This is a genomic window from Grimontia sp. AD028, assembly GCF_000973155.1.
Taxonomy (GTDB): domain Bacteria; phylum Pseudomonadota; class Gammaproteobacteria; order Enterobacterales; family Vibrionaceae; genus Enterovibrio; species Enterovibrio indicus.
Map to the genome: position 1 here is coordinate 1 of NZ_LASY01000160.1, position 16,438 is coordinate 16,438.

General features: G+C 48.5%; 14 protein-coding genes. 4 read left to right on the plus strand and 10 right to left on the minus strand.

Features of this window, described 5'->3' with window-relative positions:
• Positions 1–95 precede the first annotated feature (95 nt).
• The 6 genes from RN22_RS24915 to aspS form a co-directional block, all read right to left on the minus strand.
• Positions 96–254, minus strand: coding sequence for a DUF3012 domain-containing protein (locus tag RN22_RS24915; protein ID WP_002538453.1), 159 nt, complete (start codon positions 252–254; stop codon positions 96–98).
• Positions 255–347: 93 nt separating this feature from the next.
• Entirely contained in the window at positions 348–2,150 is a 1,803-nt protein-coding gene (locus RN22_RS23385; protein ID WP_046308274.1) for an ABC transporter transmembrane domain-containing protein, read from the minus strand.
• An 82-nt stretch (positions 2,151–2,232) separates the two neighbouring features.
• Entirely contained in the window at positions 2,233–2,658 is a 426-nt protein-coding gene (locus RN22_RS23390; protein WP_046308255.1) for a hypothetical protein, read from the minus strand.
• Positions 2,659–2,916: 258 nt separating this feature from the next.
• Positions 2,917–3,438 carry a crossover junction endodeoxyribonuclease RuvC gene (gene ruvC / locus RN22_RS23395; protein WP_002538460.1) on the minus strand — a complete coding sequence of 174 codons (522 nt, stop codon included), beginning with the start codon at positions 3,436–3,438 and terminating at the stop codon, positions 2,917–2,919.
• A gap of 6 nt (positions 3,439–3,444) precedes the next feature.
• Positions 3,445–4,191: a YebC/PmpR family DNA-binding transcriptional regulator gene (locus tag RN22_RS23400; RefSeq protein ID WP_046308257.1), complete on the minus strand. Its 747-nt coding sequence runs from the start codon at positions 4,189–4,191 to the stop codon at positions 3,445–3,447.
• Positions 4,192–4,368: 177 nt separating this feature from the next.
• On the minus strand, positions 4,369–6,153 hold the full coding sequence (gene aspS / locus RN22_RS23405; protein WP_046308259.1) for an aspartate--tRNA ligase: 1,785 nt from the start codon (positions 6,151–6,153) through the stop codon (positions 4,369–4,371).
• 308 nt (positions 6,154–6,461) lie between these two features.
• Between aspS and RN22_RS23410 the strand changes: the two genes are divergently transcribed.
• Entirely contained in the window at positions 6,462–7,331 is an 870-nt protein-coding gene (locus tag RN22_RS23410; protein WP_046308261.1) for a DUF72 domain-containing protein, read from the plus strand.
• 113 nt (positions 7,332–7,444) lie between these two features.
• Here the strand turns inward: RN22_RS23410 and RN22_RS23415 are convergent, their stop codons facing one another.
• From RN22_RS23415 to RN22_RS23430, 4 genes are all read right to left on the minus strand, one after another.
• Entirely contained in the window at positions 7,445–8,620 is a 1,176-nt protein-coding gene (locus tag RN22_RS23415; RefSeq protein WP_046308263.1) for a hypothetical protein, read from the minus strand.
• Positions 8,621–8,628: 8 nt separating this feature from the next.
• Positions 8,629–9,423, minus strand: a complete 795-nt coding sequence (locus tag RN22_RS23420; protein ID WP_046308265.1) for an outer membrane lipoprotein-sorting protein — start codon at positions 9,421–9,423, stop codon at positions 8,629–8,631.
• Positions 9,424–9,462: 39 nt separating this feature from the next.
• Positions 9,463–11,784 carry an RND family transporter gene (locus tag RN22_RS23425; RefSeq protein ID WP_046308268.1) on the minus strand — a complete coding sequence of 774 codons (2,322 nt, stop codon included), beginning with the start codon at positions 11,782–11,784 and terminating at the stop codon, positions 9,463–9,465.
• A 247-nt stretch (positions 11,785–12,031) separates the two neighbouring features.
• Positions 12,032–12,817 (minus strand): TetR/AcrR family transcriptional regulator, encoded by a 786-nt coding sequence (locus tag RN22_RS23430; protein WP_002538498.1) that lies wholly within the window; start codon positions 12,815–12,817, stop codon positions 12,032–12,034.
• Between the two features lie 277 nt (positions 12,818–13,094).
• On the opposite strand from RN22_RS23430, the gene cmoA reads away from it, so the two are divergent.
• The 3 genes from cmoA to RN22_RS23445 all read left to right on the plus strand — a co-directional run bounded on the left by cmoA (position 13,095) and on the right by RN22_RS23445 (position 16,233).
• Positions 13,095–13,823 (plus strand): carboxy-S-adenosyl-L-methionine synthase CmoA, encoded by a 729-nt coding sequence (gene cmoA, locus RN22_RS23435; RefSeq protein ID WP_002538500.1) that lies wholly within the window; start codon positions 13,095–13,097, stop codon positions 13,821–13,823.
• Positions 13,824–13,924: 101 nt separating this feature from the next.
• Positions 13,925–14,896: a tRNA 5-methoxyuridine(34)/uridine 5-oxyacetic acid(34) synthase CmoB gene (cmoB, locus tag RN22_RS23440; RefSeq protein ID WP_046308270.1), complete on the plus strand. Its 972-nt coding sequence runs from the start codon at positions 13,925–13,927 to the stop codon at positions 14,894–14,896.
• Between the two features lie 344 nt (positions 14,897–15,240).
• Positions 15,241–16,233, plus strand: coding sequence for a porin (locus RN22_RS23445; protein WP_046308272.1), 993 nt, complete (start codon positions 15,241–15,243; stop codon positions 16,231–16,233).
• Positions 16,234–16,438 lie beyond the last annotated feature (205 nt).

Sequence of the window (16,438 nt, forward strand, 5' to 3'; positions counted from 1 at the left end):
AGAATGACTAGGCGGCACACACCCCGCCGCGCCTAAAACGCTTATAGCGAGAACAAAATTTAACCACCAAAGGTCAACAGCCCCTAATGCTTCGCTCAGAAAATGCAGTGTTTTGCAAAATCAGTCGCTTCGTTTGTCGACCAATCGCCTTTTGGTTTTTCTTTTAACTCTTTGCACCACTCTTCACTGCCCACTTCCGGTGAACAGCCAGCAATCACAAACAATACTGCAAATACAGCTAACAGCTTTTTCATCTTTGAATCCTATCCTTTCGAGTTATTTTCAACACTGCATCAGACTAACTACTCATCTGTAAAGTCACTCTGATAAGTAATGGAATTCACCCGTCATTCGCCGACAATTTTTGCCGGTATTTCCTCGGTAGCAGACACCAACTGCAACGCAGCAAATTCGCGATAAAGCGGAGACGAAGCCATCAATTCATCATGTGTTCCTGTGGCGACAATTTGCCCTTTGTCCATTACCAGGATCTTGTCTGCGTTAACCACGGTAGCGAGACGGTGAGCAATTACTATCGATGTTTTGTGCGAGATAAGCTCATCAAGCGCTGATTTCACTTTGTGTTCACTCACTGCATCCAGCGCACTGGTGGCCTCATCCAGGAGGAGAACTGGGCGGTCTGCCAATATCGCGCGAGCTATTGAAATACGTTGCTTCTGACCACCTGATAAACGCACGCCACGTTCGCCCAATTCAGTATGATAACCATCAGGAAACTCCACGATAAAGTCATGCGCTCTCGCCGCTTTACAGGCAGCTATCACGGCTTCTTCGCTGGCTTCCGGCGCACCATAGCGCACGTTCTCAAGCACAGTGGTCGCGAAAATTACCGACTCTTGCGGCACTAGAGCAAATTGCTTTCTCAAGGTTTCAATCGAGAGGTCTGAAATGCTGACGCCATCAATATCAATGTGTCCTTCCTTAACATCAAAAAAGCGTTGAAGCAGAGCAAAAACAGTGCTTTTCCCGGCTCCGCTTGGGCCAACCAACGCGATACGCTCGCCCGCTTTCACATCAAAAGAGAGTGAATGAAATACCGGAAGGTTTTCGTCACCGGGATAGGAGAAAGAGACACTATCAAAACGGACTACGCCGGAAACGGGTTCCGGTAACTGGCGGAGGCTCTGTGGCTCCTGAATATCCTGATCCATTAGGGATAATTCAATCAGGCGTTCAGTCGCACCTGCTGCACGTTGAATGTCCCCAATCACTTCGCCAATGGTGGCCACACCACCCGCCACTAACAAGGCATAAAACATAAAGGCTGACAGCTGGCCTGCGGTCAATGAGCCGTCCAAGACGCTCAATGCGCCAACCCAAGTGACCAGCACAATGGCCACAATAGAGAGAAATACGACAGAGCCCATTAAGGTTGCACGATAACGAATTCGTGTTTTGGCAGCATCCATAACCGACTCCACGCGACCATTGAAATGATGTGCGTCTGCTTCTTCATGGTTGTAAGATTGGACAGTGCGAATTTCGTGGAGCGTTTCATCCACATGAGCGCCAAGATCAGCTACCCGGTCCTGACTCACACGAGCCAATCGACGCACTTTTCGTCCCAGCACAAAAATCGGCACTAAAACGACAGGAACAGCGAGCAACACAAGTCCCGTCAACGTAATGCTGGTAAACGCCATCATTACCAAACCACCGATCACGGACACCCCAGAACGCAGCGCCATTGAAAGACTGGAACCCACTACCGTCTGCAGGAGCGTTGTGTCTGCGGTAAATCGACTGATGACTTCACCGGTTCTTTCTTTGGCGTAAAACGAGGGTGAGAGTTTGAGAAGATGGTGATACACCGTCATGCGGATATCCGCACTAACACGTTCACCAAGCCAGCTCATCAGGTAAAAACGACAGAAAGTGGCAAAACCACTCACCACAGTAATAGCGAGGATAACCAGAACCAGTTTATTCAACTCGGTGGCATTGCCTGAGAGAAAGCCTTCATCAACCACAAGCTTCACAGCCTGCCCAAGCGCCAGCCAGCTCAAAGAGCCTAGGAAAAGGAAGAAAACTGCAGCGATAACCTTGCTACGATGTGGCAGTAGATAAGCAGCAATCCATTTAAGGACTGAGCGGGTACTCGAAGACTGTTGGGAATTTTGCTGGGACAAGATAATCACTCTCTCGCTTTCTATCGCTATTGGCTACCACGTTACAACAAGTTGCGATGCTCAGCGAGAGAGTAAACTGAGATTAATCGACTTCTTCGCGGTCACCTTTTCTTGTTTGATAAAGCAAGAATGCCGCCGATAGCCAGACCAAACAAGCCATCACAAATAATGTGCCGCCATCGTTGCCGACCACTTCACCTGCTCCATTAAACGCCGGCTGCGCAACACCGATTGGTGTAAAAAGGTGGAAAAAAATCGCGCCAGTCATAGTACCGACAGCCATCAGAGCACCCAAAGCATGAAGGCGAGTAAACAGCAGAATGGATGCGATAAGTTCAACAATACCTACCATATAAGCGCCGTATTTACCGAACCAAGCCAGTCCAGACCATTCACCCAGCGTGCCGAAGATGAACTCTGTTTCCGGTGAACCTGAGAACTTGAAGAACAGCGACTGAATAAACACAAACGCGATAAAGATACACAACCCTGTTTTGACGTATTTCATAGATTTTCCCACTCGAAACATAGATATCCCTTAAACAACCATAGAAAAGAACGGGGATTTCTCTAATCAATTTCAAATCAAGCTTAATATGTTCAAAAATTTAGAATGAGAAATGCCTCTATACTCTGACCTTCCCAAGAGACCATTGACATAATTAGCATTCACTTAAATACATCAATTAGAGACAGCGCTAGAAATTTATAGATAAAGAAAAAGCAGCCAATTGGCTGCTTGGGGACGTGATAAATCTTGGTAGGTTTATCTATACCGGCCGCGCCTTGCGCTCTTCGCCTGCCCAGCCATAGCCACCAGCGTATGGTTGGTGTGGGCGTGACAAATCGCGACGGCTAGGGCATCTGCCGCATCGGCTTGTGGCGTTGACGGCAGTTTCAGCATGTGGACGACCATGTGCTGAACCTGCTTCTTATCTGCACTGCCTTTGCCAACCACGGCCTGCTTGATCAAACGGGCAGCGTACTCAGAAACAGGTAACCCCGCATTGACAGCAGCAACAATAGCACTTCCACGAGCCTGACCGAGCTTAAGTGCTGAATCTGCATTGCGGGCCATAAACACCTGCTCGATGGCAAACGTATCTGGCTGGAACTGGGTAATCACCTCGCTGACACCAGCATAAATCTGGCCTAATCGTCCGGCCAAATCTTCAGAATCTGTTCGGATACAACCGCTGCCAAGATATTCCAGATGTCTGCCTTGATGGCGGATCACGCCGTAGCCTGTGATCCGCGAACCCGGGTCAATCCCGAGAATAATAGCCACGTATGATTATTCCAGTGTTGCTGCGACTTCGTCAGAAATATCGCCGTTGTGGTAGACCTCTTGAACGTCATCAAGATCTTCAAGTGCATCAATCAGACGAAGCAGTTTAGGTGCTGTGGTTTCGTCCAAATCTGCTTTAGTTGAAGGGACGAGCGTGACTTCTGCGTTTTGTGCTTCAAAACCAGCCGCATCCAGCGCATCTTTCACCGCACCGAACTCTGCAGGTGTTGTGTAAACGTCCATCGAACCATCTTCATGAGTCTCAACGTCATCCGCACCACCTTCCAGCGCTGCCTCCATCACTGAGTCTTCATCCAGACCTGGCGCGTAAGAAATGACACCTTTTTTATCGAACAGGTAGCTCACGCTTCCATCAGTGCCGAGGTTTCCTCCCGCTTTAGAGAACGCATGACGGACACCGGAAACGGTGCGGTTACGATTGTCTGTCATACATTCAACCATGACTGCGGTCCCTGCTGGACCGTAACCTTCATAGATTACGGTTTCCATGTTCTCTTCGCCTTCACCACCCGCACCACGCGTAACAGCGCGATTAACGGTGTCTCGGGTCATGTTGTTTGACAGCGCTTTATCAATCGCAGCGCGCAAACGAGGGTTGTTCTCTGGCTCAGGACCGCCTTCTTTAGTCGCCACCACGATTTCACGAATTAGCTTAGTGAAAATTTTACCGCGCTTGGCATCTTGCGCAGCCTTACGGTGTTTGATGTTGGCGAACTTACTATGACCTGCCATTTTTCACTCCTTTATCGATGGCCGACACACCACCGACGTTATTATTTAGTCATGGTTTTATAGCAAAACAGATAAAACCTTTCTGAGAGAAAGACCATATCTGCTGGCTTTATAACTTGGTTTCAGAAACAAATAAGGCCAGATAACCTGGCCTTATTGTTCTTAAAGAGTAACGACTTATGCGTCGTTTTCTTCTTTCTTAGCTGCTGCAGTGATTGCCAGCGCAAGCTCTTCCAGTGCTGCTGGGTTTGCTTCGCTTGGTGCATCAGTCAACAGACATGCTGCTGCAGTGGTTTTCGGGAACGCGATAACATCACGGATGTTTTCGGTGCCACATAACAGCATAACAAGACGGTCAAGACCGAATGCCAGACCCGCGTGTGGCGGTGTACCGTACTTCAATGCTTCAAGCAGGAAGCCGAACTTCACTTTTTGCTCTTCCGCTTCGATACCCAGCAGGTCGAATACCGCCGTTTGCATTTCTGGGTTGTGGATACGAACAGAACCACCGCCCACTTCGTAGCCATTCAGAACCATGTCGTAAGCGTTAGAATTTACGCTCTCTGGGTTCGCTTTCAGCTCTTCAGGAGACACGTTCAGTGGAGACGTGAACGGGTGGTGCATCGCGTGCAGGTTGCCTTCGTCGTCTTCTTCGAACATTGGGAAATCAACAACCCACAGTGGTGCCCACTTGCTGGTGTCAGTCAGACCCAGATCGGTACCCAACTTCAGACGCAGTGCACCCATCGCTTCAGTCACCACTTTCTTACTGTCAGCACCGAACAGGATGATGTCGCCAGACTCAGCGCCAGTGCGCTCAAGAATGCCGTTAACCACATCTTCCGTCAGGAACTTAGCCACTGGAGACTGAATGCCTTCCATGCCTGCTGCACGGTCGTTCACTTTCACCCATGCCAGACCTTTCGCGCCGTAAATACCAACGAACTTGGTGTAGTCGTCGATTTGCTTACGAGAAAGCTCAGCACCACCCGGTACACGGATAACTGCAACACGGCCTTTCGGATCATTTGCAGGGCCAGAGAAGACTTTGAATTCAACGTCTTTCAGGATATCTGCAACATCAACCATTTCCAGCGGGTTACGCAGGTCTGGTTTGTCAGAGCCGAAACGACGCATCGCTTCAGCGAAAGTCATTTGTGGGAAAGCGCCCAAATCAACGTTAAGCAGCTCTTGCCACATGTCGCGAACCATACGCTCAGTCACTTCGCGCACTTGTTCGGCGTTCATGAACGAGGTTTCGATATCGATTTGGGTGAATTCTGGCTGACGGTCTGCACGCAGGTCTTCGTCACGGAAACACTTAACGATTTGGTAGTAACGGTCGAAACCAGACATCATCAGCAGCTGTTTGAACAGCTGTGGAGACTGTGGCAGCGCGTAGAAGCTGCCTTTGTGAACACGGCTTGGTACTAAGTAGTCACGCGCACCTTCTGGGGTCGCTTTGGTCAATACTGGCGTTTCGATGTCCAGGAAGCCGTTGTCATCCAGGAAACGGCGAACAAAGCTCGACGCTTTTGCACGCAGCTTGATGCGATCACTCATTTCAGGGCGACGTAGGTCAAGGTAACGGTGCTTCAGACGCTGTTCTTCAGAGTTGTTCTGGTTGAAGTCCAGTGGAAGTGGAGCTGCACGGTTGATGATCTCAACGCCACGCGCCAGCACTTCTACTTCACCCGTCGCCATACCTTTGTTGATTTGGCTGTCAGGACGCAGACGCACTTCACCGGTGATCTTGATACAGAATTCGTTACGCAGTTGGTTAGCAACCTCGAAGATATCTTTCATATCTGGGTCTACAACTACCTGAACGATACCTTCACGATCTCGCATATCGATGAAGATAAGACCGCCTAAATCGCGACGACGGTTAACCCAGCCGCATAGTTCTACAGTTTGCCCTGCGAGGGCTTTGTTCAGGTGACCACAATATTGGGTGCGCATATGAATTTCCCGATCTGTTACTTACTGTCCTTTTACGCCACAAGACGCAAAGTATCGAATGAGGGTTTGCAGCTTTCACTGCTGATGCCCGCTGGAAAAACTGCACCAGCGAACCTCTAAATATTTCAAAAAGACGGCGCATTATAAAGGAAAAAATGAGCCTGCGGTAAATCGTAGCCAGACTAAGGAGGGAAATCGTCGCAACTGCGCAAAAAAGCAGCAAAGATTGACCTCTCGCCAGTGTTAATTCCACAATAGCCGCTCAAACAACAGAAAGGACGCTAGGTTTGCAAACGCCGCTTTCCCAAATGACTTCACCGCCAATCCGCCTTGGTATGACTCAATGGTCACACAATTCATGGCAGCGTGTGTTCTACCCTTCAGGCACAAAAAGCGGCGAACGACTGGCCCGTTACGCTGAAGTGTTCAATTCTGTGGAAGGAAACACCACCTTTTACGCGAGTCCCTCCCACGCCACGGTGGCGAACTGGAAAGCGGCCACCAGCGATGCATTCAGCTTTACCTTTAAGCTCCCCCAACCCGTGACGCACCAAATGATGCTGCGCCACTCCGATGAAATGGTCTCAGAGTTTATTACCTTGATGCAGCCACTCCATGAGCGCATTGGGCTTTGGAAAATTCAGCTTCCTGCAGCGTTTGGGCCTGAGAATTTGCCCGACCTCAAACGCTTTCTAAGCGCAATGCCAAAAGGCTTTAAACTGGGTGTGGAAGTTCGTCATCTCGCGTTTTTTGCCAAAGGTGAAGAAGAACGCGCGTTGAATGCGATGCTGATGGAATTTGGTGCCAATCGCATCATCATGGACAGCCGTCCTGTTTTCGCAGTTCCACCAGATACCGACGCCCTGCTTGATGCTCAGCAGAAGAAACCCAAAGTGCCTGTGCATGCCATTTCGACGGCGGAAACCCCTATGGTGAGGTTTATCGGCGACCCAACGCTTGAGCGAAACGATAAGTTCTTTGCCAACTGGCTGAAAAAAATCCCGGTATGGATAAATGAAGGTAAAACGCCTTATCTCTTTATTCACACCGCCAATAACGACGAAGCGCCGCAGTTAGCGGCGCGTTATTACGAAAAGTTGTGCGAGCACATTACCCTGCCACCGTTAGCCCCCTTAATGCCGGAGCAACCAAACAGCAACCAGATGAGTTTGCTTTAGAGCGGGTCCTACCGACATTTTAGAGGTCTGGGTTCAACGTCAAGCTAATCGCTCTCCTAGAACCCGCTCTTCCTAGGAACTAGGATCCTGTTTCACACTCCCTAGGACCTTCGTTAAAAATACCAACTGATTTCCGCTTCCAGAAAATCGTCTTTGCGTAGCGAGTAAACAGGGTCAGATGGGGTATCAGAATCAAATATCCAACCTGTAACTGTCCAGCTCCAGTCGTTACTGAAACGCCCACTGGATTCGAGCCTCACGGTGACTGAATCAGAGTTATCTAAATCCAGCGTGCCACCCACCAGAAACTCGGTGCCGTCTAAATCGTTCAACACCCAACGAAGTCCGGCAAACACATCATTCTGACCTGCCACTGGCGCTTTTTCACCGCGGTTGTCATAAAGGTATTCCACCAAAAAGCCAAGATCGGTCATGCCATCATTGACGCCAACATAGGTGTATTCAAAGCCGCCAGTAAACGCCGTGTGATTGTCTAAGCTGAATCTTCGAATGGCTTCTGCCTTCCAAAGCCAGTCTCCGAAAATTGCCTGCACATCCAGTCCAACCTGACTCATCAAGGCATAATACGGTTGAATAGAATTCGACAAACCCTGCACGAAATATGGATCCCGATTAGTGCCATGAAAAGCACTGACGCCGAAGTCCCATTGGTCCCACATTAGCGAGTAACGCCCCGCCACATCCGGATACCATTCTTCATGTCGCGATTCGTATTGCGCTTCTGTATCACCCAACCCCGGGAAAGCCAGTCTGCCATCATTGCTGGCGAAGGTTCGTTCCCGAAAGTAAGGAAGCAGGTACAAATCGAGCAGGCTGTCATCAAACTCCCAACCTATGCTCACCATGGGTTGCCCGAGTTTTACTTCACCATCAATTGCTTCAACTGCGTCGGTTTGATTAATCACATCGACTAAATGTTGTGACTCCGTCACGCCCCAGAAGACAATACCGACACCCGCGCGAATTTCGTAATTGCTGTCATAGTGTCGCCACAAGGCTTCGCGAACATCACCATGAGTGCGCTCGTCGTCCATTGAATCCCAGCGGAAAAATGGCGAAAACACAAAACTCGAGTTGCCCTCTTCGGTTTCCCAATAAAGCTCTGGCTCTATCGCCACCGAAGTCTGGCTTTTGCTTTGTCCCAACGAGCCGGTTTCTGCAAACTGACGCTGCTGGAATGAGATTTCACCTTCTGCCTCAAAATGCTCGAAGGCAGAAAGGGGAAGTGCTGTCAGCGCTAATACTGTCCCCAATACTGCTGATTTCATCCAACCTCCTAACGCGCACGTTTCAAGCTGGATTTGGAGAAATCTTTTTCTTCAAGCCCCGTATTGAATGCCAGTTTGCTGGTGGTCAGTGTCGTCACTTTTCCGGTCTGGTGGTTCTCCATCACCATTTCAAGCGCACGCCAATACTGGTCCATATACTGCTGGTAATCCGCGAAAGTCAGGGTTTTCAGCAAAGTGTCACGACGATCGTAAAACTCGATTTTCAGCGGGCGATAGTGCTCTTTATCTAGCCACACTTTCTGACGGGTATAACCGGAATATTTGTCAGTCGGAATTTGCTCCACCACAAAGCTGTCCAGCCCTTCGACAGACTCATCACCCAAATAGTTGAAACGGTACTTTTCCAGTTCAAATGAGCTCAGATCTTCGTAAGCAAACTCACTGCCCATAAATGGGCCTGATTTGTTGCGTGATGCAATTCGCTTAGTGCGCTTAAGCGCTGGCAGATACAGCCACTGGTCATCCGGGCCAGTTACATGCGAATAGTTCAGGAATACCGTGCCTCGTACATCGCGCGGTTCATCAAAAATCGTCAGACCTTTATCGCCGTCATCTGCCACTTCCAATGTGTTGATGCGCAGTTTGCGCTCACTGGTATCACCATTGGCGTTTTGCAGCACCATGGTCAGGGTGGAAGCACTATCGCCCCACCCTTCATCACGCTTTTTGCGCTCTTGAGCAATTTCCAAACCGCGAGCTTCATCCGCCATCAGCGGCATTGATACGCTCAACAAGCTCAATGACACTATCACCGCCTGACTTAACTTCTTCATCTTACTCATAGTTCTCTCCTTGATTCTTTTTGTCTTTTGTCTGTTCGTCTATTGGGCGGTTTGTGTAACCAGATTTTCCGATTCACGGGCATAAGACTTGCGGTCGGCAACCAGCAATACTGCAGGCAGAAGAATGAAATCGACCACCAGCGCAATGAAAATCACCATCGCACTCAACATGCCCATATCAGCGTTCAAGCGGAACACGGACGTTGCCAGCACACTAAAGCCTGCCACCAACACTACGGTGGTGATCCACAGTGCACGACCAACGGTGCTGAATGCGTAACGGATACCTTCTTCAACGTTGCGTCCTTGAAGGCGCGCATAGCGATACTTGGATAGGAAGTGAACCGTGTCATCCACCACGATGCCAAGCGTGAGGGTCACGACAATAGAAAGTCCCAGATTGATCTCACCGGAAATCACTGCCCACAAACCAAAGCCGATAATGGCGGGCGCAAGGTTAGGCACCAGACTGATCGCACCCAGTCGCCATGAACGCAGCGCAAATACCAGCAGACCAGAAATCAGCACCAGTGCAATCGGCAAAGTCTTGAGCATGCTTTCCATATTGGTTTCGCCAATGTGGGCAAACATCAGGTTCGGACCGGAAGAGGTCATGTCGAATTGCGGCGCGTTAGCGGCAAACCATTTATCCATGCGCTGCTCAAGATCGATGAGCTCAACGCTGCCCAAGTTATCGATGGTAAGCAGCAACTTCACTGCCGACTTATCAATGTTTATTTCGTTGTTGAGGTCGAGGCCGTAAGGCAGCGACATCTCGTAAAGCAGCAGGTATTGGGCCGCTAGCTCGGGATCGGTCGGCAATTGATAGTAGGCTTCATCATCGCCATGCATGTTTTTGTTCAAACGCTTGAACGTGTCTGAGATAGACGCAACATGGTCGACTTCCGGCTGAATACGCAGCCAATCAGTAAAACCGTTCACGGCTTCTAAGAACTCAGGCTGGGTGATGCCTTGTGGCTGGCCAGACTTAATCGACAAGCTGATGGCCGTTGTACCGCTGATGTTTTCTTCCATAAAGTCAGCTGCCTGACGGAAGGTATTTTCGGGGCCAAAGTACTCCACTGAGTTATCGTTCACTTGGTTCTGAACCAACAGCATGCTGCTCAGCACCACCACAACAGCACTGACAGGCAAGATCATTTTGTGGTGGCGAATGACTGAATCAGCAATCAAGCCCATCACCTTATTGCCCGAGCTTTGCGATTGCTTCACTTTCACTGGCATCAGTTGTAGCAATGCCGGTAGCAAGGTCACTGAGAGGAAGAACGCAATCATCACACCGACCGCTGCCAAGTTACCCATGTCACGCAGTACCGGCGAGTTCGAGGCATTCATCATCAGGAAACCAATAGATGTGGTAACCGAGGTAATCAACAGTGCAAGGAAGTTCAGCTTCAAGGCATAGCTGATAGCCTCAGATTTCTCTTTCCCTTCACGAAGTGCATGAACATAAGACGTGATCAGGTGAACACAGTCCGCCACCGCCAACGTCATGATCAGCGTCGGTACGTTCACGGTGCCGTTATTGAGGTAGTGCCCCACCCAGCCAAGTAATCCCATTGTGCTGGCGATAGTGAGTACGATGACGACCAACGTGGCGAAAACAAACTTCCATGAACGCAACATGAAACCCAGAAAGACCAGAATCACCAAGAACATCATGGGTACCAATGTATTGCCGTCATCCATGGCAGCGAGAGCAAAGGCATTGTTCAGGGCAATGATCCCGCCAAGATGAAACTCTACATCACTGTGTGACTGGCTAACTCGGTCGAGCAACTGGTCAGTAAAAATGGAGATTTCATTCACTTCAACACTCTGGTCGCCGTCAGGAAGTTGGAAGGTAATCGTCACGACAGCAACACTGCCATCCTGGGACACACTTGAACCTACGAGCCGCGGTTCGCTCAATGCCACATCTCGGATATAGGCGAGACGAGATGCATCCAGCTCAATGTAATCCGCAGCCAAATCCTCAACCAACAAGTCATCTTCTTCTGCTGACGTATGCTGATAGTTGGAAATGGAATCGACGCGGCTGGCATATGGCGTTTGCCAGGCTTCATCGGTCAGTTGCTTCACCAGTGACAGGTTTTCTTCAGTGAAGATGTTGCCATTTGATGGTGCCACGACAATGGAGAGAGTATCGGTTTTGTTGAAGGTGGCTTCCAGCTCTTTAAACGCCTGAAGTTGAGGGTTTCCTTCATCAAAGAAGATTTGGTAATCGCCGCGGAAGTACAGTTTGGAAGCACCAAACGCCGCGAGCAAGGAAATCAAAACACTAAGGATTAAAAACAACCATGGCCTTAAGGTTGGCCATTGGGAAAGATCTCTGTTCATCACAGGCTCCGTTTGTGACGATTCGTCAATAAATCCGCTTTAAAAAGCCAACACAGTGGCTTAGTAAGACTCAACAGATTTCCGAACCAACCTTGACAAAACGTCAAAGTTGGAAAAATTAAAAAGCGCTAGTGCGCCATGACAACTTTCCACACAACGGTAAGTTGACGATCCGTCATAAATGACGTTTCGTCAATATAGATCAACCTGTATCACATTGAAAGCATTTTTTGACGATTCGTCAGAGTTAGGCTTTTTGCCCGAGAAGAGCAAGTTCCTCAGAGAAGAGTTCTTTCCTTGCGCGGGCCCAGGTTTGCTCATAGTCGAACTCAGTCGACAATGGTTTCCAACCAAGACCATCAAGCAGGAAGTTAATGTTTTGCAGGACAATATTGTGATTCAGTTGGCGTGACACACAAGTACTGTGTTCCGCGTTATGAACCAAGGCGTTGGTACCAAACCCCATCGCCCAGTTGGCAAACACAACGTTGTCTGATGTCACACCAGGGTTCAACACCAGCTCACCCGAATTAATACCGTTTTGGATGAACGCGTCACCAATAGATACCGCTATTTCTTCCAGCTCATTGAGTTTTTCCAGGCGCTCAGGCGCACTTTTTTCTGTCACAGCAGGCGTGCGGCTGACCATGGCACACATTGAAAGAATGGGTTCGAGTTGGGAGAAAACGAAGTAGCCTGCATGCATGGCGATACATTTCTCGCGGCTGGAGCCATCAAATGCCAAAGAACGTTTAAACATTGGTAGCTCACGACTTAGCGCTTCAATCGCCAGAGCCGCAATAAGGTCTTCTTTGCTGTTAAAGTGATTATAAATTGTTCCCTTGGAGTACGAGCTAGCTGCAGCCACTTTATCCATAGTCAGTTGAGCAAAGCCCTCACGCATCACAACATCACGCGCGATTTCCAACAGCTCTTTCTCTCTGTCACGCATGGCAAGCTGCTTTCGGCTCAAAGACGAAGTATCGACGTTGTAAATCGCAGACATTCTGTTTTCGATGGTTTGCTCTAACATAATCACTTCCTGAACAAGATCAGCCCACTTATAGCATGGAACATGACAAAACGGAAAACGGTCGCTGTATTTAAAAGCTGACAACTTGACGAAATTCAATGACCCGACAATTCATACATTGAGCGCAGAACAAGCAGGATAGAGACAAGCGAAGCAAAATTCTCTACAATACGCGCCCTTTGGATGCTGGATGGAAACTGGCGTCAACGAGTGTAGTAATACCGAATCTCAGGAATGCAGAGATCGACGGTAAACGGTTCTTTTTAGGCAGGTTCAGATGGCAAATCGCGACAATATTTTTGCTGCGCCAATCGAAAAACTGGGTGACTTTACCTTCGACGAAAACGTCGCCGAAGTTTTTCCGGATATGATTCAACGCTCGGTACCGGGCTACAGCAATATCATTTCTGCAATTGGCATGCTGGCTGAACGCTTCGCCACTGATGGTAGCCGTGTTTATGACTTGGGTTGCTCGCTGGGCGCAGCAACTCTGTCTATGCGCCGTCATATTAAAGCGCAAAACTGCACTATTATTGGCGTTGATAACTCTCCTGCAATGGTCGAACGCTGCAAACTTCACGTCAATGCTTACCGCTCAGACACTGATGTACAAATCCTCGAAGACGATATCCGCAATGTCGATATTCAAAACGCTTCTGTGGTTGTACTGAATTTCACCCTTCAGTTTTTGACCCCAGACGATCGTCAGGCACTTCTCGAGAAGATCTTCGCTGGCCTCAAGCCAGGTGGCATTCTTATTCTCTCTGAGAAATACAACTTCGCCGATGAAACTGCGAACGAGCTTCTTATTGACCTGCACCACGATTTCAAACGCGCCAACGGTTACAGCGAGCTGGAAATCAGCCAAAAACGCAGCGCATTGGAAAACGTGATGAAGCCTGACAGCATCGACACTCACAAGCAGCGCCTGACTGACATTGGTTTCAGTAGCGTGGCGGTCTGGTTCCAGTGCTTTAACTTCGGCTCCATGTTTGCCATCAAGTAACTACCAAAGGTCAACAGCCCCTAGGGTCTGTTGACCCTAGCTAAACAAATTCATCGCGTTAGGTAAGCTGGCGCAACACGAAAAACCATAAGACGATACCTATGTTCGATTTTTCTGACTTCTACCAATTGATTGCAAAAAACCGTCTGCAGAACTGGCTGAATGTATTGCCAGCGCAATTGACGGAGTGGCAAAACCAGCCACATGGTGATCTGCCAAAATGGATGCGCGTACTGAAGAAGATCCCGATGGATGCGCCTTCTACGATTGACCTGAAAGATAGTGTGACCATTGGTACAGAAGACGAACTGCCGGCTGGCCAGCGCGCGAAGATTGAAAACCTACTGCGCGCTTTCCACCCGTGGCGCAAAGGTCCTTACCATGTTCATGGCATCAATATAGATACTGAGTGGCGCTCGGACTGGAAATGGGATCGTGTGCTACCGCATATCTCTCCACTGAAAGGCCGCTATGTGTTGGATGTAGGCTGTGGCAACGGCTACCACATGTGGCGCATGCTGGGTGAAGGTGCAGAGTTAACAGTAGGTATCGATCCTTCTGAATTGTTCCTCGTCCAGTTTGAAGCGATTCGCCGAATGATGGGCAACGACCAACGTGCCCACCTGCTTCCGCTGGGTATTGAAAAGCTGCCAGAGCTGAAAGCATTCGATACCGTATTCAGCATGGGCGTGCTGTATCACCGTCGTTCACCACTTGATCACTTAATCCAATTGAAAAACCAATTGGTGAAAAATGGTGAGCTCGTATTAGAAACCTTGGTGATTGATGGCGATGAAAACGCCGTGCTGGTGCCATTTAGTCGTTACGCACAAATGCACAATGTTTACTTCTTCCCTTCCGCGAAAGCACTGAAAGTGTGGCTGGAGAAAGTTGGCTTCGTGGACGTTCGTATTGTTGATGAGTGTGTAACCACCACTGACGAGCAGCGCACAACCGATTGGATGACACACAATTCGCTGCCTGATTATCTTGACCCGAATGATCCAACAAAAACGGTTGAAGGTTATCCGGCACCCAAGCGCGCTATTTTGGTTGCACGTAACCCAGATTGAAATAACACCTTTCTGATATAAAAAGGCAGCCCCGGCTGCCTTTTGTCGTATATTCGAATCAAATAGTTAAATTTTCCGACAACTTAGCATCATTTCGAGCCAATCCCACCCCAAAATTATTAGTGATTTTAATCGCATAAAAATCCACTTAATTTCATCTTCATTCAAATAATTTCGAGTCAAACCCCACGATAAATCCAACATAATTTGTAAGTCATTGTTCGGAATATTTTGAAACATTATTTCAATTTAATCTCATATTCGTTTCGTGAATATTTAATTAGAGACACAAGCAGCATGTATTGGATGTGTCCTGTGAGATACGTACGCAAAAGGAACGAATAATGAAACTAAAAACTCTTGGCCTTATTATCCCAGCAATTTTGGCTTCTAACGCAGTAGTGGCTGCGGATGTATACAAGAACGACACTTTGACCTTTTCTATTTCTGGTCACGTAAAAGCAAACAGCACTTCAGTAAGCGCAAAAACTGATGGCACTACAACCAAAGAAAAAGATTTCCACGTTATTACCAGCGGCGAAGTAGTATTTGGTGCTAATTATGCGCTGAATGAAGACGTCACTCTGGATGGCTCTGCAAAAATTAGCGGTAGCGATGGCTTAAAAGGCTATGTACTTTCCGCAACTCACGTTGAATTCGGCAAGCTGGCACTAGGCGACACGGGTGGTTCTTTTGGAGCTATCAATAAGGCAAATGGCCTTGAAATCAGCAACATCTACTCAGTAGCACCTTCTGGCCCGAACCAAAATGGTATCCGCTACACCAAATCAGTCGGCTCTTTTGATTTCTCAGCCGACTATGAAGCGAAAGAAACTGCACTGGAAGAGGTTGATGGTAAGGATGTGAAAAACCCATCTAACTATGGCGCATCGGTCAACTTCAACGGTGAAGGCTTTACTGTTGCAGCATCATACGGATCTGATGGCGACGACGCTCAATCTTATGGCTTTGGTGCAGATGTTACTTTTGGTGGCTTAAAACTTGGCGCCGCCTATGTTGACTTCGAAAATGCGGGTTCTTTGACCGTTAATACTGATGTCGATCCGATTCAACTGAAATCACCTAACAGCGGCGAAACTTACGCATTCACAACAACTTACACCATCGATAAACTGGCGTTGTTTGCCTCTTACCAGAATGCTGAAGGTAAAACAGCTGACAAATCTTTTGATATTGACACCTACGCGACTGGTCTGACTTACCAAATCAGCGACAATTTCAACACTTGGGTTAACTACCAATTTGGTGAAGCTAAAGACGGGGCCGCGAGCAAAGAGGGTGACGTCATTCGTTTGGGCGTGAAACTCACGTTCTAACGGATAACCCGTGGGGCGGGCCGGCCCCACAATGCACTGCTAATTTCTTTTTTATTTTTACGACTCCTTTTGTGCTATCACCTTGGTGATAGCACTTTTTTATCTGTTAGGGGCTGTTGATCTTTGGTGATGACTTTTGCAGCAGTTTGTGGGGACTTTATGCAAGGCAGAGGCTTCGACGTGTAGCTGGCCTACATGAGAAGCC